Genomic DNA, 20,839 nt, shown 5'->3' with positions numbered 1-20,839 from the left:
CTACTTACTGGCAGGCTTCGCACTCGGGATTCTCGATGGAGCAGGCCAAGACGTCGCTACCGGCAAGCCCGCCCGGCGTGAACTCCACATCCATCATGCTCGGAGTGGGAGCGGCAGCAGCCGCAGGCGTGACTGCGGTGGGCGCAGCTTCTACCTGCTGAATAGCAGCAGGCATCACGGCACTGGCTACTGGCTGTTGCTGAGGCGCGCTTGTTGCCTGAACGGCGTTGAGCTTTCCGTCGGTGCCGACCAGCGTCGATTTCTCCACGTGCGTTGCCGAAGTGGACCGCAGGTAGTAGGTGGTCTTGCAACCTGTGTGCCAGGCCATGCGGTAAATCTCGTCAAGTTTGCGACCGTTGGGCTGAGCTACATACAGGTTCAAGGATTGAGCTTGGTCAATCCACTTCTGCCGGCGTGACGCGGCCTTGATCAGCCAAGAACCCTCAATTTCGAAGGCCGTGGAGAACATTTCCTTGATGTCGGCCGGAATTCGGTCGATGGGCCACAGTGAGCCGTCGAAGTACTTCAGGTCGGCAACCATCACTTCGTCCCACAGCCCGCGTGCTTTCAGTACTCGAACCAGATGTTCGTTGACTACGGTGAAGTCGCCACTCATGTTCGACTTGACGAACAGGTTGCGGTACGTCGGTTCGATGGACTGAGCGACGCCAATGATGTTAGAAATCGTTGCGGTGGGAGCGATCGCCATCACGTTGGAGTTGCGCATTCCCTGGTTCTTAACTTTGGTGCGCAGCGTGTCCCAGTCCAAACGCTTGGTGTTGTCTTGGTCCAAGTCGCCACCTCGGTGCTCGCGCAGGATTTCTACCGAGTCAATCGGCAGGATTCCCTTGCTCCACAACGAGCCTTCGAAGGACCCGTAGCGGCCGCGCTCGGCAGCCAGATCCGAGCTTGCTTCAATGGCGAAATATGAAAGCTGCTCCATCGACGTGTCGGCAAATTCCACCGCGGCGTCAGAGGCATAGGCGATCCCGAGGTTGTAGAGGGAATCGGCAAAGCCCATGAGACCCAAGCCCACTGGTCGGTGCTGAAGATTCGACTTTCGCGCAGATGGGATTGTGTACATGTTGATGTCAATGACGTTGTCCAGCATGCGGACAGCGGTGGTCACCGTGCGGCGAAGACGTTCCACATCCAAACCCGCGGACGTGGTGTGCGCTGCAAGGTTGACCGAACCCAGGTTGCAGACCGCGGTTTCATCCTTGGATGTGTTGAGGGTGATCTCCGTGCAGAGGTTCGAAGAGTGCACCACGCCGACGTGCTGCTGCGGGGAACGCAGGTTGCACGGGTCCTTGAAGGTAATCCACGGATGGCCGGTCTCAAACAACATGGTGAGCATTCGGCGCCACAGATCCACGGCCTTGATCTGACGGAAGACCGTCATTTCGCCACGAGCAGCTTTCGCCTCGTACTCCGCGTACTTAGCAGAGAACGCTAGCCCATAAGTGTCGTGCAAATCAGGGACTTCGTCGGGGGAGAACAAGGTCCAGACGCCGTCAGACTCGACGCGGCGCATGAACTCGTCCGGCACCCAGTTCGCCGTGTTCATGTCGTGGGTACGGCGTCGCTCGTCACCGGTGTTCTTGCGCAAGTCGAGAAACTCCTCGACATCGATGTGCCAGGTCTCCAGGTATGCACACACGGCGCCTTTACGCTTGCCACCCTGGTTAACCGCTACAGCCGTGTCGTTGGCGATCTTCAGGAAGGGAACGACTCCAGAGGAGGAGCCGTTGGTGCCCTTGATGTGTGCGCCAATACCGCGGACAGGGGTCCAGTCGTTGCCAAGACCGCCAGAGAATTTGGCAAGGAGAGCGTTGTTCTTGATCGACTGGAAAATATCGTCAAGGTCGTCGGCAACCGTGGTGAGGAAGCAACTGGACAGCTGCGGCCGCGTGGTTCCCGCATTGAACAGGGTGGGAGTCGAGCACATGAAGTCGAAGCTGGAGAGCAACTGATAGAACTCGATCGCACGCTCTTCGCGCTGGACCTCGCGAAGGGCCAGCCCCATCGCCACCCGCATGAAGAACGCCTGCGGCAGTTCGTAGCGGGTCTCGCGGTGGTGGATAAAGTAACGGTCGTACAGAGTCTGCAGGCCCAGGAAGGTGAACTGACCGTCGCGCTCGCTGTCGATTGCCTGCCCGAGGCGGGTCAGATCGAATTCTGCCAGCAGCGGATCCAGTTGACCGAGCTTGATGCCCTGGTTGATGTAGTCGGTGAGGTAGGTCGGGTAGATCTGCTCCATATCCTTCGCGCTGGCCTGGCGGGGTGTGCCAGCCAAATATGTCAGCGCTTCGGTACGGAGGGTGTCGTTCAGCAGCCGCGAAGCGACGAACGAATAGTTTGGCTCGGTTTCCACCATGGCCCGTGCTGCCATGATCGGAGCAAGCCCCAGTTCTTTAGCGCTGATCCCGTCGTACAAGTTGGACGAGGTACCTGCGTAAACAGCGCCCGGGTTTACATCGGTCAAGCCTTCGCAGGCTTCGTCGATGATGGTCCGCAGACGGGCCTTATCCAGTGGAATACGACTGCCGTCGGCTAAGACAACGGTGAGTGTCGCTTCGACCACTGCCTCACCGGAATGTTCGCTGAGCAGTCTTTCTTCACGTGAGCGGCGGTGCTCCTCGCGGTAGAGGATGTAGGAGCGCGCAACCTTAGCGTGGCCACCCCGCATCAGCGCCAGTTCGACCTGGTCTTGCACATCTTCAAGGTTGACATGACGCTCGACGCCGTAGCGCTGCTGCAGCGTGGAAGCGACTTGCTCAGTCAGCTCCACCACGAGCGCGCGCAACCGGGAGGACGTGCCTGCGGAATCGCCTTCGACGGCGATGAACGCCTTAGTGATCGCGATCGCGATTCGGCTGGTGTCGAAAGGAGCCGTGGAGCCATTACGACGGACCACCGTCATGCTCGTTGCGGATTTACCCGAGTCGGCTCCGATGCGGAACGGCTGCTCTGGGTAATTGTCATTGGTGCTGACGTTGCTGACATCAGCAGTGGTCACATGCGGGGCCATGTGCTCTCCTTGCGAGCTAGTAAAAACCTTCTCGGCGGAACCGGATTGTCGAGGACTCGCGTCCTGGGAAGTACTCATGAAAAGAGTGTCCATGGCACCACCGACAATGGTCTGCCAACGCAGTCGACCGGGAGGTCTTAGCGTCCGCACCCTGGGTCCTCCGCTGCTGAACGCCCCTCGCGACCCCTCCTGTTGGAACAGGGGTGAGGTTCAGGTGCAGTTCGCCGCAGATCGCCAGAATATGTATGTTCGTCAGCTTGGTTAACAGCGCTGAGCCAGGTACTGCGCCTTGCTAGCGCCTCTGGTTTACTCTGCCATTTCGCATCAGGTTCACTAGCTAAAACAGTACATCTTGGGGTCGAAGATAGACAAGACCCCAAGATATCGATTTTCGGCGTGTTGCCGATCGGGCCAAACAGTCCACACACCATCCACCGGCAGTCCCGGCTTTCCCCCCGGCTATCCCCGTGATGTCCACAGGTGAAAACCCCCGTCCGACAGTGGCCGGTGCAATTATTTGAAGCTGGAACTGGGCGGACAGGTGCATTGATACAAGAGCCGAGACCGCCACCACTCGCCGGGGCAGTCACAATGTGGATAACCCAGCCCGTCGCGTGTCGCGCCTCCAGCCTGTCGCGTGTCGTGTCTCTGTCGGGCCAGTGACCTACTGTCAGTGAGAACTCGACGGTTCCGATCTCGGTTTCAACCGGTGCCGGGTCGGACAAAAGCTACTTCCCACACGGAGAAACGATGACGACAGCAACTCCCCCGCCCTTCCCGCGCTCGCTACCGCTTCCACGTACCCCCGACCCAGCCGCCGCACCACCTCAGCGCTGGGGAATTATGGCGCCCGGAGGAATCGCGGGCAGCTTCTGTCGAGCTCTCAACGAGCACACGAACCAGAAAATTACCGCGGTGGGCTCTCGTTCCCTCGATCGGGCCACCGCTTTCGCGGCAGCGCACGGAATTGACGCCGCGCACGGAAGCTACGAAGAGCTCGTAGCGGATCCAAATGTTGACGTCATCTACGTCGCAAGCCCACACTCCGAACATCATCGGCACGCGCTGCTAGCGATTAATGCGGGAAAGCACGTACTGGTGGAGAAGGCGTTTACGCAAAATGCACGCCAGGCTCGAGAAGTGGTCGCGGCCGCAGAACGTGCTGGCGTTGTGGTTCAGGAAGCCATGTGGACAAGATTCTTGCCGCATATCGACGTGGTGCGGCAATTGCTTGCTGACGGCGCATTGGGTGAGGTCACCACGCTTTTCGCAGACCATGGCCAGTACTTTGCTCCCGACCCCAACCACCGCATATTTAACCCCGCGCTGGCCGGCGGCGCACTGCTGGATTTGGGGATCTACCCACTGTCGTTCGCCTCCTTCGCATTGGGGAACCCCACCAGCATCATCGCGAGCGGCCACAAGGCTTTCACCGGGGTTGATGGTCAAGTATCGGTGATTTTGGGCGGACCGGGTGGAAGCCAGGCACTCGTCAACACCACCTCGTACGCCAAAACGCCTACCTCCGCGTCAATCTCGGGTACCGCAGCACGGATTGAAATCCCCGGCCTGTTCTACAATCCCGCCTCAGTGTCATTGATTTCGCGGGATGGCTCAACGCTCACCTGGGATGCTAACCATCTCACCGGCAATTCCGGCCTGTGCTTTCAGGCAGCAGAAGTTGCCCGACTTATCGCAGCCGGAGCCCCGCACTCAGAATTGCTGCCCTCCACGGAGACCATTCAGATCCTCGAGACCGTTGATGAGATTCGGCGTCAGATCGGGGTCACCCTTCCGGGTGACAACGCTTGACGCCTATTCAGAGCGCCGCGTCAGTCGCGTTTTCCGGTCTGTTCGTACTCTCGGAGTCGGGCGCACGCTCAGCCTTGAGCGTGCGCTCAGCTGCAAGCATCCGCTCAGCGTGAGCCTTGGCGAGCGCGCGGACAGCCGTTTCCGGATCGTCACCGTTCGCTCCGGCTTCGTAGGCGAGCCGAAATATCTGGGCGGCGAGCGAGTCGCCATCCGGCAGTGGCACATTGAGCGATGACTTTGCTGCTCTTGCACCAAGCTTGCCAGCTAGAGCTGTGGCCGGAGCAGCCATCGCGACTCCAGCTAGAGCAGAATCGCGTCCCTTTTCGGCCTTCTTGAGCTCGTCCCAACGAAACTGCTGATGCACGGCCGTGTCCCCGGCCAAGGGCACGCCACTCTCAGGAGCAAAGACGTGCGGATGGCGCCTCGTCAGCTTGTCGGCAAGTCCCTTCGCCACGTCGTCGATGTCAAATCCACCCGGGCGCTCGGCAGCGATGCGTGAGTGAAACAGCACTTGCAGGAGCACGTCCCCCAGCTCCTCTTGAATTGCCACAGCATCATCGTCTTCGATTGCCTGGACGAGTTCGAAGCACTCCTCGACGAGGTACCGCAACAACGATTGGCTTGTCTGCGTCGCATCCCAGGCGCATCCACCGGCAGACCGTAGCCGGTCCATCACCGCGACCGCGGCCAACAACGAGGTACCCACCACATTCACAGAAGAGGAGCCGGTTGCTGGCGCCACTCCTGGCGAAGCGGGCAAGTGAACGGGAATTTCCGAGGCAGCCATACCTCATTATTTCACCGGGCGGCTCGCCTCCGAGCCGCCCAGTGAGATGTCAGGGTGCCGCAGGGCATCTGAATCGCTTGGTCGTCGAAACCTCGTACGCCAGAGAGCCACGACGCATACGCCGCAGAGCACTCCCATCGTGTTTGCGGCTACGTCAACAACCGAGCCCACACGCCCCGGAAGCAACAATGCCTGAAACAATTCAAGAAGGACCGAGAACATCGTTCCCGAGATCAGCGCCGGCCACCCTCGGCCACCCACCAGTATTCCCAGGACGCCAATGGGTACGAACATGACGACATTTGCAAGAAATTCGACGAGCTCAAAGGTGATGAAAGGAGGAAGCCACCCCTTGTTGGCGGTGTCAAGCCACGCTCGCAGATGTGACTGTGCGCCAGCGGCGGGGCGGTTGGGTGAAAGGACGATGCACAGCACCGCTATCACCGCCACCACCATGAGTAGCCACCTCACCCGGTAACCAGCAGCCTTCACGATGGATGTACCTTTCGCCGGACCGAGTTCCCGCGTCGCCGAATTGGGGCGAGCAGTTGCCACGGTCAGCTTCCGGTACTCAGTTCATGATCGCTATGGGAGACCGAACCGGCAATAAATCTGCGCAGCAACGAGCTGGAGGTATGCATCGTGTAGGGAAAATACATCACCTCTACACCTACAGCGGCAAAGTCCGCTTCGAGCTTGGCGCCCTTAGTAGTCCCGCGCCAATCATCGCCCTTGAAAATGATATCGAAGTGAACGGACCGCCAGGTGTCCAGCTTCTCCGGAACGACTTCAGCCACAGCGCGATCGACATAATTGATACTGCTGACGATTTCGAGGCGTTCGCACAGAGGCACCACCGGCGACTTGCCCTTGGTCAGTAGCGACATTTCGTCGGATACGACCCCAGCGATGAGGAAATCACACTGACTCTTGGCGTGCTTGAGGATGTTGAGATGACCAATGTGGAACAAGTCGTAGACGCCAGGGGCGTAACCAATGCGCATGGTGGAGTTTCCTTCACTGCTAGCCGTATGCACGAAGCAAATTCAGGTCGAGATCAAGGGAGTGACAACTTCGGTGCTATTACCCTCGAAGCGAGGATTCGCGACCACCTTAGTGTCGCAACAGCCTCTTATGCCATATTCATTATCACTCAAAGAGAGCATTGGATCCTATCAAATCCACTTAATTCACTCGAATGAGACTTTCTGCAGCGAGCATCGGTAACCACCTGTTATGTCCGGCCTACGGTAAGCAAGCACCGGGTACCTTCAGGAATTATGGGCAGCCAAGCGCCACCTAGACCTGAGGCCTATTCAAGGGGCGTACTAGAGAATGCGCGCAGGATTTCCGACGACGGTCGCGCCAGCGGGCACGTCTTTCGTCACCACCGCGCCAGCCCCGACGACGGCTCCATCGCCGATGGTGATTCCACCGATCACAATGCACCCTGCTCCGAGTTGCACGTTGTCGCCAATCGTGGGGCAGGGACCGGTTGCTCCTTTATTACCAAGGGTGACGTTTTGGCGGATGGACACATTGCTACCAATAACGGTGCGATCGTTGATGACGATGCCCACCCCATGAAAGATCCGGAGTCCGGGGCCAATGCGGGTCTTCCACGGAATCTCGACACCCAAGATCCACTCAACGAGGAGTCTGTAGGCAATACCCACTCCGATGGCATAGATCCGTGGTCGCACATCTAGTGGGGTCCTCAGACGATGCGCGATGCGAAAGCAGACCACTACAAACTGCCCCTTGCTCTGACCTCGATTAACTCTGATGTCCTCGCGCAGGTTCATTGTTGTCCTCAGGTTTACTCGGTGCCGGCTCCGACGAGCATGACGTGGGAGCCGGCACCCAGAAAAATCAGCGTATGAGAGATGCCGACATGGTAAAGCTGATATTAGGCGTGCTCTTGTAATTCAAATGTGTTGAAACGGAAATGCTGTTGGCTCCGCTGACCAGAAGGTCGACTGGAACGTTGATCACTATTGGCGCGGCGTTCGCAGCGGTGGTATTCACCGCAGCATTGGCATACGTCGCGTTGGTGATCGGTCCGGCTGACACTCGAGTGCGTCCCACTTCGGTGCCGTTCACGTAGACGACAACGCCATCGTCGGCAACGGTTGTGAGGGTGAATCCCATGACGCTGGGGGCATCCGTGATGTTCACGGTTTTTTTGAAATACGCCACTGGTGTCCGATTGGCTACCGGCACATTGATATCGGTCGCCATACCGGTGGCTCCAAATCCGATCGGTGTCGCTCCGGTGGACCAACTGCTGGAATCGAAGGCGGTGCCACTCCAGTCGGCGGCCGGGCCGGCCGGATTGTAAAGATATGACCACTGGTCTCCCGCACTTACCACCGTTTCCGGCGGATCAACCGGCGGCACAACCGGCGGCACAACCGGCGGCACAACCGGCGGCACAACCGGCGGCACAACCGGCGGCACAACCGGCGGCACAACCGGCGGCACAACCGGCGGCACAACCGGCGGCACAACCGGCGGACAACCGGCGGCACAACCGGCGGCACAACCGGCGGGACAACCGGCGGCACAACCGGCGGCACAACAGGCGTCTTGTACGTTGCCACAGCCGAAAGCTCGAAGCTCATGTTCGATGTGGACTTGTAGTTCAGGTGCGTAGTTACCGCGACGGTGTTCTTACCGTTGACGAGCAGTTCCACAGGAACCTGGATCACGACAGGAGTGGCGCGTGCGGCCGTCGTCGAGATCGAGGCGTTGGCGTAGGTCGTATTGCCGACGGCTCCTGCTGACACTCTGGTACGTGCCACTTCGGATCCGTTGACGTAGACGACCTCGCCGTCATCAGCCAGTGTGGTCAACGTGAGCGACTGAACAGTTGATGCGTTGGGAACAGTGAACGAACGTCGGAAGTAATTGACCGCCGCGCGATTTGAGGTTGGCGCCGGAACGTCGATGTTGGTAAGCAATCCGGTGGTTCCAAAGCCCAAGGGCGCAGCACCCACGGTCCACGTGCTGTCATCGAAAGATGTCGCCTTCCAGTCAGCTGCGGGGGCAGCTGCTTGATTCCGATAAGCCCACTGCGAGCCGGCAGGGATGAGATTGGGATCTCCGGGCTGCGGTTGAGGGTCCGGCGGTGGCGGAGTTCCGAGCACCGCGCTGCTGGCAGAGCGATTGTTGCTCGCATCGATGGCTCGAACAAAGAATCGATCTGCGCTGCTCACTACGGAAACGGTCGCGGTCAAAGTGGTGGTAGTGGCGATCACCCTGTCGTTGCGGAGGATCTCGTAGGTGACTGGGCCTGCCGCATCAGTAGACCCGGACCACGCCAGATTCACGGTCGTCGGTGTGGTTCCAGTGCTGCGAAGTCCCGTGGGTGCGCTTGGTGCAGTGTGGTCGTTCAAGGGGAATCTCACGAAGCCACCAGCCCATTGGCTGGCCGTGGGACTCGTGCGAGTTCCCGTCAGATCGCCGCCACTCCAAACGGTTCCATCCTTGGCGACGAAAATCGCCCACACACCTGCGTTAGCGCTGGACAGTCCTGGCGGGTTGAAGCTGGGGATGAATTCACCCGTGGCGGAGTCCCATGCACCGATCCACTGGATCTTGTCAGCTTGATTCCAGTTGTACCCGGGGTCTGGCCAGGTAAGAGAGTTTTGATAGGCCCAACTTCCGCAGTGGCATCCGCCATAAACGACAGTCCCCGAGGTATCGATGGCTTGTAAGTCACCGCCGATACCGTGCATGGTCGTGCCGTTGACCTTGGCGAAGGTCGTTGATGAGAAGCCGAAGATCGAGTGTTCTGACCCTCCGACGTACACCTTGTCGTTGACCGCGCGGATTGCCTGCTGGTAATTGGCTCCATTGCTGCTCCACACGGGGGCCCATGTGGGGGTAGCCAGGGGGGCGCCGGAAACGGTCTGCACCGCGGCCGCTTTCAGTGCGGGCACCCCCTTCGAGCTGGTGAAGTAACCCGCGGCGTACATCCGCGTGCCGTCGGGGCTCACATCTGTATCCATGATGGTTCCGTTGAACTCAGGGTTCCAACCGCTGTCCGGCGTCCCCGTGGCCCACTGGATGCGGGCGGCATTGCGGGAGTAGATCGCCGTGGTGCGTGTGCCACCTGTCAGGTGGGTGAAGGCCCCGCCGAGGTAGACGTAATCACCAGAAATCGAAATGTCGCGAATGGTCAATGCTCCACCGGAAACACGGTTTTCGATCTGGAGATTCCAGTAGCTGACTGATTTTCCCGTGTCGGGCTCCAAAAGGACGGTGCCCTTCGCGGGCTGTCCGTTCGCGATAGTGAATTCGCCAGCTGCCAGGAGCTTGCCGTTGGGTAATGCGAGGACCGACTTGACCTGGCCATTGAAGGTCGGCTTGAACGTGGGGATGAAATCGCCAGTGGTGGAGTTGAATGCTGCCAGGGCTGGTTGCTCTACTTTGTTCGCACCTGTCGCGTTGGCTCCCTTTTGAACAAACTGGAAGTTACCTGCGACATAGACAACGTCGCCGATCTGTCCGAAAGACTGGACCTCCGAGTTGCCCTCTGCCGTCCGACCATTAAAACGCCCAATGACGCCCCAACTCCCTGGCAGCGAGTACGAGCTCGCCACAGCTTTCTGCGCAGTGGCTTCGGTGCCTGCGTCAGGGATAGCCGTGTAGCTCACGTCGGCCGCGCGCAGTTTCGGGCGAACGTAGACCTCGGCGTAGGGAATGGGTGATCCACCGTTTGCGAGCGCCGACCACATGAAGGTGCTCGCGTTATTCGACCCGGTGGTGACGCTAGGGCCGTAAGCAAAGCCAGCAACCCACTTCTGCGAGAGGGTGTAGCTGAAGGTGGATCTCAGGTATCCGCTATCCAGGCCGAAGTTGGCTGTGGCGCCGCCGTTGACCTTGCCGCTCTTATCAAATTCAAACCATTGCGTGGAGTGACCGGCCGGAACGGTCCAGACCCAGCGATCCCGATTGGCCCATCCGAAAGTCACGTTCTGCCATGTACTGCCGCTCGGGTCCTTCGCGCGCAGAACACGAACTCCGTCGGTGAGTGAGTCGACGCGGGTTTTGTTGAGCAACCCATCAACAGTCCGGGAATCCAGTTGAACCATGCCGAAGCCTGCGGGGGATCGATTCGGTGTCAAGAGATCAGCCGGATCGCCCTGGCCCAGGTAGTTGTCCTGCCAGTCGTTGCGACCCTTACCGATCATCACCCAGCCGCCGCCGTCATAAGTCATATCGCAGTAGAAGCGTTGTGGTGCTTGTAGTGCCGGGGTCTGAAGCCAGTACGGGCCATCAACACTCGACGGGATGTTTTGCTTAATGTCCCAACAGGAGGGGGCAGCGCGGTCGGCGCTCGTCCCGTCGGCTACCACGGCGTCAGCCGAGGCGGACACCGAGAAAAAGCCTTGGGCCACTACGGCAGCGGCCATCAAAGCACTTGCTAGTCCGAACTTTCGTAATCGCACGCTGCGCTCCATCCTGTCTTCGGGGGCAGTCTTGCTACAGCATGTGCATGCTGTGAGGTTGTTACCACCCAAATGGAGCATAAGCAATCGTGTCAATTTGCGCAATACGGACAGAGAGTTACCGTTTGCTCACAGGAATCAACAGTGATGCCCCCAAACGTGCAGACTATCCTCGTCCTGGCCTCGCCCGGAGATCGCTGAGCTTGAGCTTGTGCGCATCCAGACGGCACCACACTGCTAGAAGCACCCCGCCGAGAGCGACGCTCAGAGCCAGCGTCCAATTGTGTGATCCATAAAAGGTTCGAAAAACACCTGCTGGGATCCCCACACACATACTGGGCACGAGCAGCCCGTACGCCACTGCAGAAGCGTCCACGTTGACTCCCAGAAAACGGTGGACCTCGAAGGCGGCCATGCAGGCATCAATCATCATGCTTGCCGCCCAGCTCAACGCCGCCCCCTCGATTCCCATCACGGGGACGAGGACCAGGTTGCCAGCAACATTGACGGCAAGGACTATGGCTTTGTTGAAAGCCGCCCAGCCACTGCGGCCACTCATCAAGAGCACGGAATGAATATTCCCCGCCGCAAACGTAATTACTGCGCCCACCGACAGGATGACAAGAACATGTGAGCCAGCCGCGAATCCCGGACCCAGCCAACCGAGGATTGTCGGCGCGTAGATGGCAAGCACGATGTAAATAGGAGTACTGAAGAGCACAAGCCACGTGGCCGCAGTCCCGTAAAGCCTTTGCACGCCGGGGATGTCACCGCGATGAAGCAGAGAGCTGAACTGCGGTGAGACCACTACCCGTAAAGCTGTGTCGACGATCAAGCCCGCGGCGATGAATCGACTCGCGCCGCCATAAATGCCAGCCGCCGACGCCCCCGCTAGCGCGCCTACCAGGATGAGGTCTAGCCACAGCAGGGATTGCTCCAGCCCCGCGGATAGTGTCCGCGGCAGAGCGAAACCTAAGATCTGCGAACGTCGCTCGCGACTGGGCCAGTTCTTTCTGCGGCCGCGATCGGTGCCTGCAGTGAGCTTGCGGATCTGTACTCCGAGCAGAACAAGAGCGCCCACAAGCGCAAACGGCAACGGGGCCGCCCACGCCCAGACGGCTGCCAACGCCGAGCCAGCAAACCACAGGCTCAGAAGCACAGCGATTGGACGCGCCGCCGGAAGCGCGATGCTCCCAATTGCTACGTACGGCAGTAACTTGCCGAGTCCGCGAATTGCGGCCAGAGCTACCAGGACAAGCACTGCAACTGGAACTGCCCAGCCCAGGGCAACCAGCGAAGAGCCTAATTCTCGAGACTCAACTGCAGAATCACCGATAACTACCGGACCCACGAGTGAAATTAAAATTCCCGCCAGAATCCCGGCGGCAGCACTGATCGCAAACAGGAAGTTGACCGCGGAACGAATCTCCGAACGTGCGTCGACCAACAACCTCGGCATCAACCAAATTGCGGCCGAATCCATCCCGAGCTTGCCAATGCTGACGGTGATCGCGAATATCGCCGTCGCTTGCAACACGACACCCGAGCCAGCTTCGCCCAGACCACGAGCTAAAACAAAAGTCAGAGCAAACCCCATCACAGCGCTGATGGCTGCGCCGCCGAAGCTCGCGAGTCCCCCCCGTGCAAGACTTCCGGACTCAGAACCTCTCTGTGAGTCCTCGGCGTCAACCGTCTTCGACATGGCTCTTCCTCGCCTCGCCTCGCCCGGCAGGCTGCGGCGAGGAAGTAAAAATTAGTTTTCTGGGATAGTAGTGCCGTAATCCCCCTGCGATACACCAACGGTACGGAGCATCACGATGGACTATGACGAGGAAAATCCGCCCTTGGATGCAGCGGTCAATCCTGAGATTCCAGAAAAGGCTGAGGAGCAGACCAGAGCCTCCCATCGAGCTCCTGGCCGCTCCACTTCAAAGACCATTGCTATTGCCGCTTCCGCCGCACTGGTGGTTGTCGCTGCAGTAGTGGTGGTGATCGTGGTCAGTAACAAAAAAAGTGATTCCGCAGATAGCACCCCCACGGTCGTGACCTATTCCGCGACGTCATCAGATACCACTGCGCCGACCGAGGCAGCAAGTTCGCTGGCGACCAATTCCGCTCTCACTACAGTCGAATCCATTCCCACCGAGATCGGCGGCGGATCGGCGTCAGCCCCCGCCTCCGTGACGTCCGTCGAAGGGTCACCAGCAGTCGAAGCGTCGGCAGCCCCAGCCAATCCAGCGTCGAGCGAATCGACCACAGTGGCGGCGCCACCGAATGTTTCCAACCCCCCGACACTCCCCAGGCGTCGGCGATGGTCGGCGACGTGCTGGGCAGTGCGGTCGACTTGGTCAACGGCACTGGCGACACTGCTTCGCTGAGCACCATAGCGACTGGCGCTTTGCTGGGCGAACTCCAAGCAAATGCTGCTGAATTCGCCAATAACGGCTGGCGTCAGGAGGGTGTTCCTACTATCGCGTCATTGGCTATCTCGGATGTCGCACTGAATGCGGATCCCCCCAGCATGAAGATTCAGGTGTGCTTGGATTCGTCCTCTGTTCGCATTTTTGACGACTCGGATCTTCCGCTGGATAACGCTGGAACCCCCGCACGGAGCCTCAACATCTACGTTATGAAGTTCATTGACAACAAATGGATTCTCAGCGAGCACACGTTCCCAGATAACGCTGATTGCTAAGAACCGGCAACAGCGAGATATCAGTCCTGGAACTTTTTCGACAGTATTTGTTTGACCAACCTGAAGACGAAGGCGGGATTGCCCACCACATAGCGCTTTGCTAATCGTCGGGGCTCGAGTGCGAGCCGCCAGAGCCACTCCAAACCTGCCGCAATCATCCATCGGGGCGCGCGCTTATTGTGGCCGCTGGTCCAATCAAAAAGGCCGCCGCAGGTAAGCGCAACCGGAACCAACAGCTGGCCACGGGAGTTGGCAACCCACTCCTGCTGCAACGGGTCTCCGAGACCCACCAACAAAACGTCGGTGCCGAAATTATTGATCTTGTCGATCAGGGCTGGCATGTTTTCTTTACTGACGTAGCCATCCGAAGTGCTGCATTGAAGGCCGGGGGCAAATTTTTGCAATCGTGCTGCAGCTAGTTCTGCTACCCCCGGCTTGCCGCCGAAAAGAAAAATACGTTTGCTGTGTGCGGCGCATTGTTGGACTAACGGAAATACGAGATCAGTGGTAGCGATTCTTTCGCCAACATCGCCGCCCAACAAGCGACCTGCCCACACCACCGATTGCCCATCTGCGTAATTGAGATCTGAGGCCTGGACAAGGTCCCTAAAGGCTTGATCCTTTGCGGCTAGGTTACACACGTGCGCGTTGACGCCCACAGCAATATGGAGACCCGGCAGCGTTGTCCAATCCAACAGCTGGTCGACTAGTTGATCCATGGTGAAGTTGTCCACTCGGACTCCGACTACTTCAACAGATTTATTCTTCTCGTGCATCAGCGGCGCTTCCGGGGTGACCTACCGCCAGCCGGGCTACGACCGGATACTCGTCGGGTATTCGACGTTGTGGGGGTGGGTCCGTTCGATGGCCTCCGGATGGCCTCTGGCTGCGGGTCAGCATCACCCGCTTCAGCATCACCCGCTTCAGCATCACCCGCTTCGGCATCCCCAGCTTCAGCATCACCCGCTTCAGCATCAACCGCTTCAGCATCACTCGCTTCAGCATCACCCGCTTCAGATGCGCCAGCTGATGCCGCCATGACGGGTCTGTGGTCTTCAGTCTCGTCTGCTCTGGGGTCCGGTGTCGCGGCTTCAGCGGGCGGGTGATGGGCCACCTCTCCCCCGAAAGAGCTGTCGTCGAATGCTTGGTAATCAAAGTCATCATGGTCACGGGGTCGGTCGCCCAAGGCGCGGTCGCCAAAAGAGCCATGGTTGACCGCTGCTCTGCCTGAAGACATATCGGTGTCCTCGGGACTGGTGTCGTGGTGATTTTCCAACAGCGCCTGCGCGACGGCCTCGGACCGATAATGGGCCACCGAACGCGCCAAGTTCGAGGCTCGAATAGCGGCGTGGCTCGGCGCAACCGAGTTGCAAATACGCCCCCGCGGAACGATCAGCGAGCCGAGCACCACTACCCCCGCCTGCTCACACTCCGTTACCAGATCAGAAATTGACGTCGATGTCGCGGCTTCTTTCTCGATCACCACCACCAAGGCGTCGCACAGACGCTGCGTGGCAATGCGAGTCGCGTGTTCGGTGTCGAAGGGCAGCACCAAGACCATCAAGCGGTCAGCGCGGTTGCGCGCAATGCGGCCTTTGACCTCATCCGTCAAGATGTGATCCGCGTCGGAAAAGTCGGTACCCGCAGCCGAAAATAACAAGTTGAGCGAGGGGGCCTTGTCGGACCGGAACAGGCGGCCTTGCCCGCCCTCGGCAGGCATCAGGTCGAGCGCGACAATGATCCGGTCGATCGAGTTGGTCGCCGCCGCTGGGATAATGAGGTCAACCTCGCGCCCTCCCTGCGACAGGACCAGTGCAAGGTTCAAACCTACGTCCGAGAGTTTCGCGCCGGTGGCCTCGAACAAGACGATCACGCCGACGCTGTTCGGCATCGTGGAAATGATGCGCTCGCGAGCAAGGCGTAAAGCCTCGTGATCAGCACCAAAGGCGGGCAATGTGCCCTCTTGCAACGTTAATTCTGCCAGTATCGGCCTCCTGGTAGCGCGTTCGACATCTCGCCGGCTGCGCAGTCGCCGGTCAACAGCATTGACCACAAACGCCAGGATTACACCTAAAATTAACCCTGCTATGCCCCCGGTCGCTAGGACGGTAGCTGCGTTCGGGGCGCTCACTACGGCGTTCTCGGCTGCAAGCGAGAGGACGGAACCACCAGTGGTGTCTATCCGCTCGAGGGTGCTTTTCTGGGTGAGCAGACTGTTGATTTCACTGGTGGCAAGCTCACGGTCGCTCGCTGCCTGGTTGGCCCTCGTGCTGTTGGGCGCGGCAAAACCGGCGCGAGTGTTGGTTTCGGTCAGAGACTTGCGAAGCTCGGCCACCCGCTTGTCGATGGCGTCCACCGTAGTGTTGACGCGCCCCTGCGCCTCGGTGGCTCGAAAGTTGAGATACGCAGCTGCCAGTGCATCCGCGCCTGAGCGCGCCTGCTCAGCAGTGGAATCGGTGTAGTTGAATTGCAGCACCGTGGCGGCGGGAACTGTTGTCACCTCTAGGTGGTCACGGACCTCACCAATAGACCGGCTAGTAGACATCTGTTGCACCGCAAGCGAACTCACGACATAAGAGGTTGCGATTTGCTCCTCTGTCGCACCGTCGAGCAACCCCGAAGCGGACTTCGATGGATTAAACGGATCCGTTGAGATCACGAAGACGTTGACTTGCGTAGATGCAGTGACAGCGCTGGGGGTAAAGACGAGATAGCCGAGAGCAACGACGATGCCCGCCACAAAAAGGACTGCCAGCACACGCCAGCGCGAGGACAAAATGGCGGCATACTCCCCCACGCGAACCTCGTTGCGTTCATCCTGCTGGCCCATATCACCCTGCTCCCTGATATCGAACGCCGTCAGCCTTACTCGCCCAGCTTCGCGTCGTCCTCCATTGTCCCTCATTAAGACGCGCTGTCTGGTCATCCTCAGAAGCTGTGGGGCGCGTTCTGTACTCCTCCGTATTCTGTCGCCCGCCCCATCGCTTTTACGTCCGCGGGGTAACGGGCAACAGATTCGCCAGCGCGCCAGAAGAGGTACAAACTGATGACGTGAAACCCCACACCACCACTGGCCCGCTGGCACGCACAGTCGTGGGCAGTGAAAACCTGGGCGGCACAAGTTTCCTCGATTCACCGTCCCACCCGCGTGTCTTTCCCACTTGGCCGCTCGCATTGCCCCTCGCCGGCTATCCACTGTGGTGGGTTCTCGGCCTTGGCGACATGATCTGGCCGGTGACGGCGATCCTGATGAGCTTTTATTTGCTCCGCGGCCGCTCCGTCCGGGTGCCTCGAGGACTCGGAATCTGGCTGCTGTTCATCATCTGCATGGTCGCCTCTGTCATCGAAATCGACAGCTTTCCCCGGCTGATCGGGTTCGTCTATCGTGCGGCGCTGTATCTGGCGGCCACCGTGGTTTTTATCTATGTCTACAACGCTCGCGCTGCTGTGACAGTTCAGTACGCAGCAGGTGTCTTAACCAGCTTTTGGCTGGTTATCACCGCGGGCGGATACCTGGGTGTGTTCGCGCCACTGTTGTCTTTCAAGACTCCCCTGGCATTCATTTTGCCGCAATCATTGCTGACCAACGACCTCGTGCGAGAAATGGCCTTCAGACGCGTCACGCAGTTCAACCCCGAGTCATATTTCATGTTCGACCCCCGACCCAGCGCCCCTTTCCTGTACACGAACGCATGGGGGAACGCCTACTCGATTCTGACGCCCATAGTCATTGCGTACATGTTTGCGGTCCGGGGTACGTGGAAATTCTGGTGGCTGCTCGCGGCACTCCCGCTTTCTTTGGTGCCAGCTTTCCTCACCCTGAACCGCGGCATGTTTGTCGGACTAGGGGTCGCGGCGCTCTACATTGCGATCCGCTCGGTTGCCGTGGGGAGATTTCGGGTCATCTCCGGGCTGCTAGGGCTGGGAGTTCTCGTCGGTCTGGCCTTCCTAGTGCTCCCAATTTCCGAGAGACTGACGCAACGGTTGGATACCAGCAGTACCACCGCCGATCGAGCCAGCCTGTACGGCGAAACTTTGGCACGGTCGCTGGAGTCCCCGATCTTCGGCTACGGAGCGCCCCGGCCGTCCGTATCCGCCGGCATCCCTTCGGCAGGGACGCAGGGACAATTGTGGATGGTCCTGTTCTCCCACGGATTTCCGGCCGCTGCGTTTTTTGTAGGGGCGTTAATCTGGGCCGTAGTCAGAACCCGCAGGCATCACAGCGGAATTGGGTTGGCAATGAACACCGCCATCGTCGTTTCGCTGGTGGAAATAGTCTTCTACGGCATCATCGGAACAGGGCTCTGCATTGTCATGATCTGCGCTGGCGTACTCATCCGCCCCCGCATCGCGAGCGCCAACCAGCTCACAAAACTGCAGCCCGATTCATTACTGCCGTCGTAACGTCTGTGATTCTTTGCGCAAGTTTTCGTTTCACCAGGTAGCGTTCGGGACGCTCAAGATGGTGGATTGCCGCCTTGAATCGGCGTCCGAACTCCCCCAGTTCGCGCAGCAGGTCCGCCTGTGGTGTCGCCTGGTCCGCACCGATAGCGACCAACCGGCGAGAGGGCTCCCCCAATCTTTGTACAGAGAGCAACGAGAAAGCCTCTGCGATAAGGGGATCCGACCAGGACCTGTGGCGCCACTCGGTCGACGCGGTGATCTGGCTCGGGTGCAGTCGATAGGCCAAACCCCACAACGCAAGCCTTCGCAGGTCCGCGCGGGCTGCGGCAAGGCGGAGCCACAAATCGTAGTCTTCGCTGGGTACGTTTCGGTAGCCACCCACCGAGACCACCGTTTGCCGCAACGCGGCCATTGTCGAATGAGCAACCGGATTCGACAACATCAGGTAGTACGGGAAAGCGCGGTCGCTGATCGCGAGCGGGGCCGTCGGTGTGACACGCTTTCGCTCGGGTCGCCAGTCAACTCGGTGGGTAAAGACCACATCGGTTCCAGAGCGCAAGGCGTGGAGCTGTTGGATGAACCGCCACGGCAGGCTGTAGTCGTCAGCGTCCATTCTGGCCACATATTTACTGTCGGTGATTTCCAGCAAATGATTCAACCCCATAGCCACGCCCCGAGATTCGTCGGAACTATCTATCCGGAGCCGGGAATCGACGATGGTAGCCAATTTGCTGACAGTTCTATCGGTACTGCCATCATTGAATACGACCAGTTCCGAATCTTTGGGCATCCCGCGCAACGTGGAACGTACGGCGCCTTCAATGGTCTGGTCGCCGTTCTTTACTGGCAATAGGACGCTGAGAAGCGGCATATGGCAGAACCCTCTCTGATGTTCCGGGTTGCTTACAGTCCGCGGCCGCGAAGGTTGACGAGTCGAACCATCAGGCCCGCCGGAGCCAGACGCGCCGCCACCGCGTAGGCAGCGTAGGCGCGCAATTGACGTCGGTCACCACCGATTGCCAGTCTGGCCCATTTCTTCGCCGCCGGTCGATTACCCAGCGCTGCATGTGCAAAGGCGATCTGGCCGGCGATCCTCGAGGTGCCCGCGGGACTGGTCTCGAATTCTGGGAACTTGTTCAAGAGATAGGTCAGCCCTGCGGCGATCCCCTCCCATTTGCCGGAGAAGAAGGAGGGCCGGTTCCAGTTAACGATTACCAGCGGCTCGGTAACACTGAGCACGGGACCAGTGCGAGCGGCCCTAAGTAGGAGGTCATAATCCTCGCCGTAGGACGCCGGCAACTCCTCGTCCACCAACCCGTACCCCGAAACCAAGCCGGACCGTCGCATCAAAAACCCGGAAGGGTGCAGTTCGGTAATCCGGGACTTGAGCAAGTCGGCGAACATCACCCGACGGGGCGGAAGGCGAACATGCTCGCCTTTTTCGGTGTGGATCCGAATGCCGGACCCGACGAGGGCGGCGTGTGGGTCAGATTCCCAGATGGCCATTTGCCGCGATAGCTTCGGGGCCAACCAATGGTCATCGTCATCACAAAACGCTACGTATTCGCCGTGAGCAGCTTCGATGCCGGTATTACGCCCACCGGCCAGACCCTGGGTCCGGGCGTTGGAGATCGTGGTCAGGCTCCGCCGCGCTGGAACCTCGATATCGCCAAGCCGATCGATTTCAATGTTGTCGTACACAACGATCAACTCGATAGGACCCTCATAGTCTTGGGCAAGAATGGCTCGCACCGCCACCCTCAACAGTTCGGGCCTCCCGCGAGTAGCAATGATCACGCTCACCAGAGGTGGGTTAACAGGTGCAGTCACGAGGAGAAGTCCTTCGCTGCTAGAGGGATCACGATTGGACGGAACTGATTTACCCGGCTGTGGGACTGCCTATTTGAAGCAATTTCTTGTATTTGCGTCGCATGGATATCGCTGCATGCGCGGAGTTCACAACCAGCATCGCCGCGTAGAGCCAGAGAAATAACTGTGGATTGCCCCAGGCCACGAACAGCCAGCAAAAAGTTCCCGTATCCGTCGGGATCAGCACGAAGGATTGGCGCCGCCCGGTCCCCGGCGCGGTCACTGCGAGCCCATGGAACTTTGAAAGTTGCTCTGCCAAAATCTGACTCATAAACAGCCCTACCGCTTGGAGGCAGTACAGAATCGGCAGCACCAGCGTCCAATCCGGCAGACCTGCACTCCGAAAGATTCCGACCATGACCGCGAGGTGGATGGCTGGAATCCGGATCGCGTCAACCACGTGATCGACCCATTCCCCCGCCGGACCCGATCGACCCGTCAAGCGGGCTACCTGACCATCTGCAGAGTCGAGAAGATACCCGAACGCGAAGAGCACAGCGGCAGCCACCCCGCTCCACCAGGTAGGCCGGATCAGCACAAGAACCGTGATTCCGACCGCTGATATCGCTGCGCTAATGACGCTCACCATATTGGGTGTCAAGCCCCAGCGGTAGGCGAGGGCCGCGACATACTTTGCCATCCGCCTATTCACCCAGCGCGTGTACGCCGGAACTCCCAGCCCCGGCTTTTGCGCATGGGCGAGCTGTCTGACGGCCGCTGAATACGACAATTTATCCGCGGAATCTGCGGCCGTCCCCACCATTACACGCACTCGCATTCGCCGA

Annotated in this window: 17 protein-coding genes; 3 read left to right on the top strand and 14 right to left on the bottom strand. The window is 59.3% G+C overall.

Features of this window, described 5'->3' with window-relative positions; translation table 11 throughout:
* Positions 1 to 4: 4 nt before the first annotated feature.
* Positions 5 to 2,923 carry a ribonucleoside-diphosphate reductase subunit alpha gene (locus tag EH165_RS03495; protein WP_422392126.1) on the bottom strand — a complete coding sequence of 973 codons (2,919 nt, stop codon included), beginning with the start codon at positions 2,921 to 2,923 and terminating at the stop codon, positions 5 to 7.
* A gap of 858 nt (positions 2,924 to 3,781) precedes the next feature.
* Here EH165_RS03495 and EH165_RS03490 point away from each other — a divergent pair.
* Positions 3,782 to 4,843: a Gfo/Idh/MocA family protein gene (locus tag EH165_RS03490; protein ID WP_124798047.1), complete on the top strand. Its 1,062-nt coding sequence runs from the start codon at positions 3,782 to 3,784 to the stop codon at positions 4,841 to 4,843.
* A 7-nt stretch (positions 4,844 to 4,850) separates the two neighbouring features.
* Here the strand turns inward: EH165_RS03490 and EH165_RS03485 are convergent, their stop codons facing one another.
* The 8 genes from EH165_RS03485 to EH165_RS15340 form a co-directional block, all read right to left on the bottom strand.
* Positions 4,851 to 5,630 carry a nucleoside triphosphate pyrophosphohydrolase gene (locus EH165_RS03485; RefSeq protein WP_124798046.1) on the bottom strand — a complete coding sequence of 260 codons (780 nt, stop codon included), beginning with the start codon at positions 5,628 to 5,630 and terminating at the stop codon, positions 4,851 to 4,853.
* 6 nt (positions 5,631 to 5,636) lie between these two features.
* A complete protein-coding gene (locus tag EH165_RS03480; protein WP_124798045.1) occupies positions 5,637 to 6,185 on the bottom strand; it encodes a VanZ family protein in 549 nt (182 codons plus the stop codon).
* Between the two features lie 2 nt (positions 6,186 to 6,187).
* Positions 6,188 to 6,634: an FAD synthase family protein gene (locus EH165_RS03475; RefSeq protein ID WP_124798044.1), complete on the bottom strand. Its 447-nt coding sequence runs from the start codon at positions 6,632 to 6,634 to the stop codon at positions 6,188 to 6,190.
* A 324-nt stretch (positions 6,635 to 6,958) separates the two neighbouring features.
* Positions 6,959 to 7,435, bottom strand: coding sequence for a serine O-acetyltransferase (locus EH165_RS16410; protein WP_124798043.1), 477 nt, complete (start codon positions 7,433 to 7,435; stop codon positions 6,959 to 6,961).
* A 67-nt stretch (positions 7,436 to 7,502) separates the two neighbouring features.
* The gene (locus tag EH165_RS15350) at positions 7,503 to 7,871 is read right to left on the bottom strand and encodes a hypothetical protein (protein ID WP_164479017.1); all 369 of its coding nucleotides are present in this window, start codon (positions 7,869 to 7,871) and stop codon (positions 7,503 to 7,505) included.
* Between the two features lie 125 nt (positions 7,872 to 7,996).
* Complete coding sequence (locus tag EH165_RS15630) at positions 7,997 to 11,086, bottom strand: fibrinogen-like YCDxxxxGGGW domain-containing protein (RefSeq protein ID WP_206426082.1); 3,090 nt, start codon at positions 11,084 to 11,086, stop codon at positions 7,997 to 7,999.
* A gap of 166 nt (positions 11,087 to 11,252) precedes the next feature.
* Positions 11,253 to 12,788, bottom strand: a complete 1,536-nt coding sequence (locus tag EH165_RS03460; RefSeq protein WP_124798041.1) for an oligosaccharide flippase family protein — start codon at positions 12,786 to 12,788, stop codon at positions 11,253 to 11,255.
* 345 nt (positions 12,789 to 13,133) lie between these two features.
* Complete coding sequence (locus EH165_RS15340) at positions 13,134 to 13,370, bottom strand: hypothetical protein (RefSeq protein WP_164479108.1); 237 nt, start codon at positions 13,368 to 13,370, stop codon at positions 13,134 to 13,136.
* A gap of 27 nt (positions 13,371 to 13,397) precedes the next feature.
* Between EH165_RS15340 and EH165_RS03450 the strand changes: the two genes are divergently transcribed.
* Positions 13,398 to 13,781: a hypothetical protein gene (locus EH165_RS03450; RefSeq protein WP_124798039.1), complete on the top strand. Its 384-nt coding sequence runs from the start codon at positions 13,398 to 13,400 to the stop codon at positions 13,779 to 13,781.
* Between the two features lie 20 nt (positions 13,782 to 13,801).
* On the opposite strand, the gene EH165_RS03445 is transcribed toward EH165_RS03450, so the two are convergent.
* Both EH165_RS03445 and EH165_RS15335 read right to left on the bottom strand, forming a co-directional pair.
* Positions 13,802 to 14,557 (bottom strand): WecB/TagA/CpsF family glycosyltransferase, encoded by a 756-nt coding sequence (locus EH165_RS03445; protein ID WP_124798038.1) that lies wholly within the window; start codon positions 14,555 to 14,557, stop codon positions 13,802 to 13,804.
* Complete coding sequence (locus tag EH165_RS15335) at positions 14,557 to 16,707, bottom strand: hypothetical protein (RefSeq protein ID WP_164479107.1); 2,151 nt, start codon at positions 16,705 to 16,707, stop codon at positions 14,557 to 14,559. Before EH165_RS15335 ends, EH165_RS03445 begins: the two co-directional genes overlap by 1 nt.
* Before the next feature lie 125 nt (positions 16,708 to 16,832).
* On the opposite strand from EH165_RS15335, the gene EH165_RS03435 reads away from it, so the two are divergent.
* A complete protein-coding gene (locus EH165_RS03435; RefSeq protein WP_124798037.1) occupies positions 16,833 to 18,185 on the top strand; it encodes an O-antigen ligase family protein in 1,353 nt (450 codons plus the stop codon).
* On the opposite strand, the gene EH165_RS03430 is transcribed toward EH165_RS03435, so the two are convergent.
* The 3 genes from EH165_RS03430 to EH165_RS03420 are packed head-to-tail and all read right to left on the bottom strand — an operon-like array spanning position 18,148 to position 20,832.
* A complete protein-coding gene (locus EH165_RS03430; RefSeq protein WP_124798036.1) occupies positions 18,148 to 19,056 on the bottom strand; it encodes a glycosyltransferase family 2 protein in 909 nt (302 codons plus the stop codon). The genes EH165_RS03435 and EH165_RS03430 overlap by 38 nt on opposite strands.
* Before the next feature lie 32 nt (positions 19,057 to 19,088).
* Positions 19,089 to 20,015 (bottom strand): glycosyltransferase family 2 protein, encoded by a 927-nt coding sequence (locus EH165_RS03425; RefSeq protein ID WP_124798035.1) that lies wholly within the window; start codon positions 20,013 to 20,015, stop codon positions 19,089 to 19,091.
* 49 nt (positions 20,016 to 20,064) lie between these two features.
* Complete coding sequence (locus EH165_RS03420; RefSeq protein ID WP_206426081.1) at positions 20,065 to 20,832, bottom strand: CDP-alcohol phosphatidyltransferase family protein; 768 nt, start codon at positions 20,830 to 20,832, stop codon at positions 20,065 to 20,067.
* Positions 20,833 to 20,839: the final 7 nt, after the last annotated feature.

Origin of the sequence: Nakamurella antarctica (assembly GCF_003860405.1) — a bacterium.
Lineage (GTDB): Bacteria > Actinomycetota > Actinomycetes > Mycobacteriales > Nakamurellaceae > Nakamurella > Nakamurella antarctica.
This window is presented reverse-complemented; position numbering and strand designations above follow the sequence as displayed.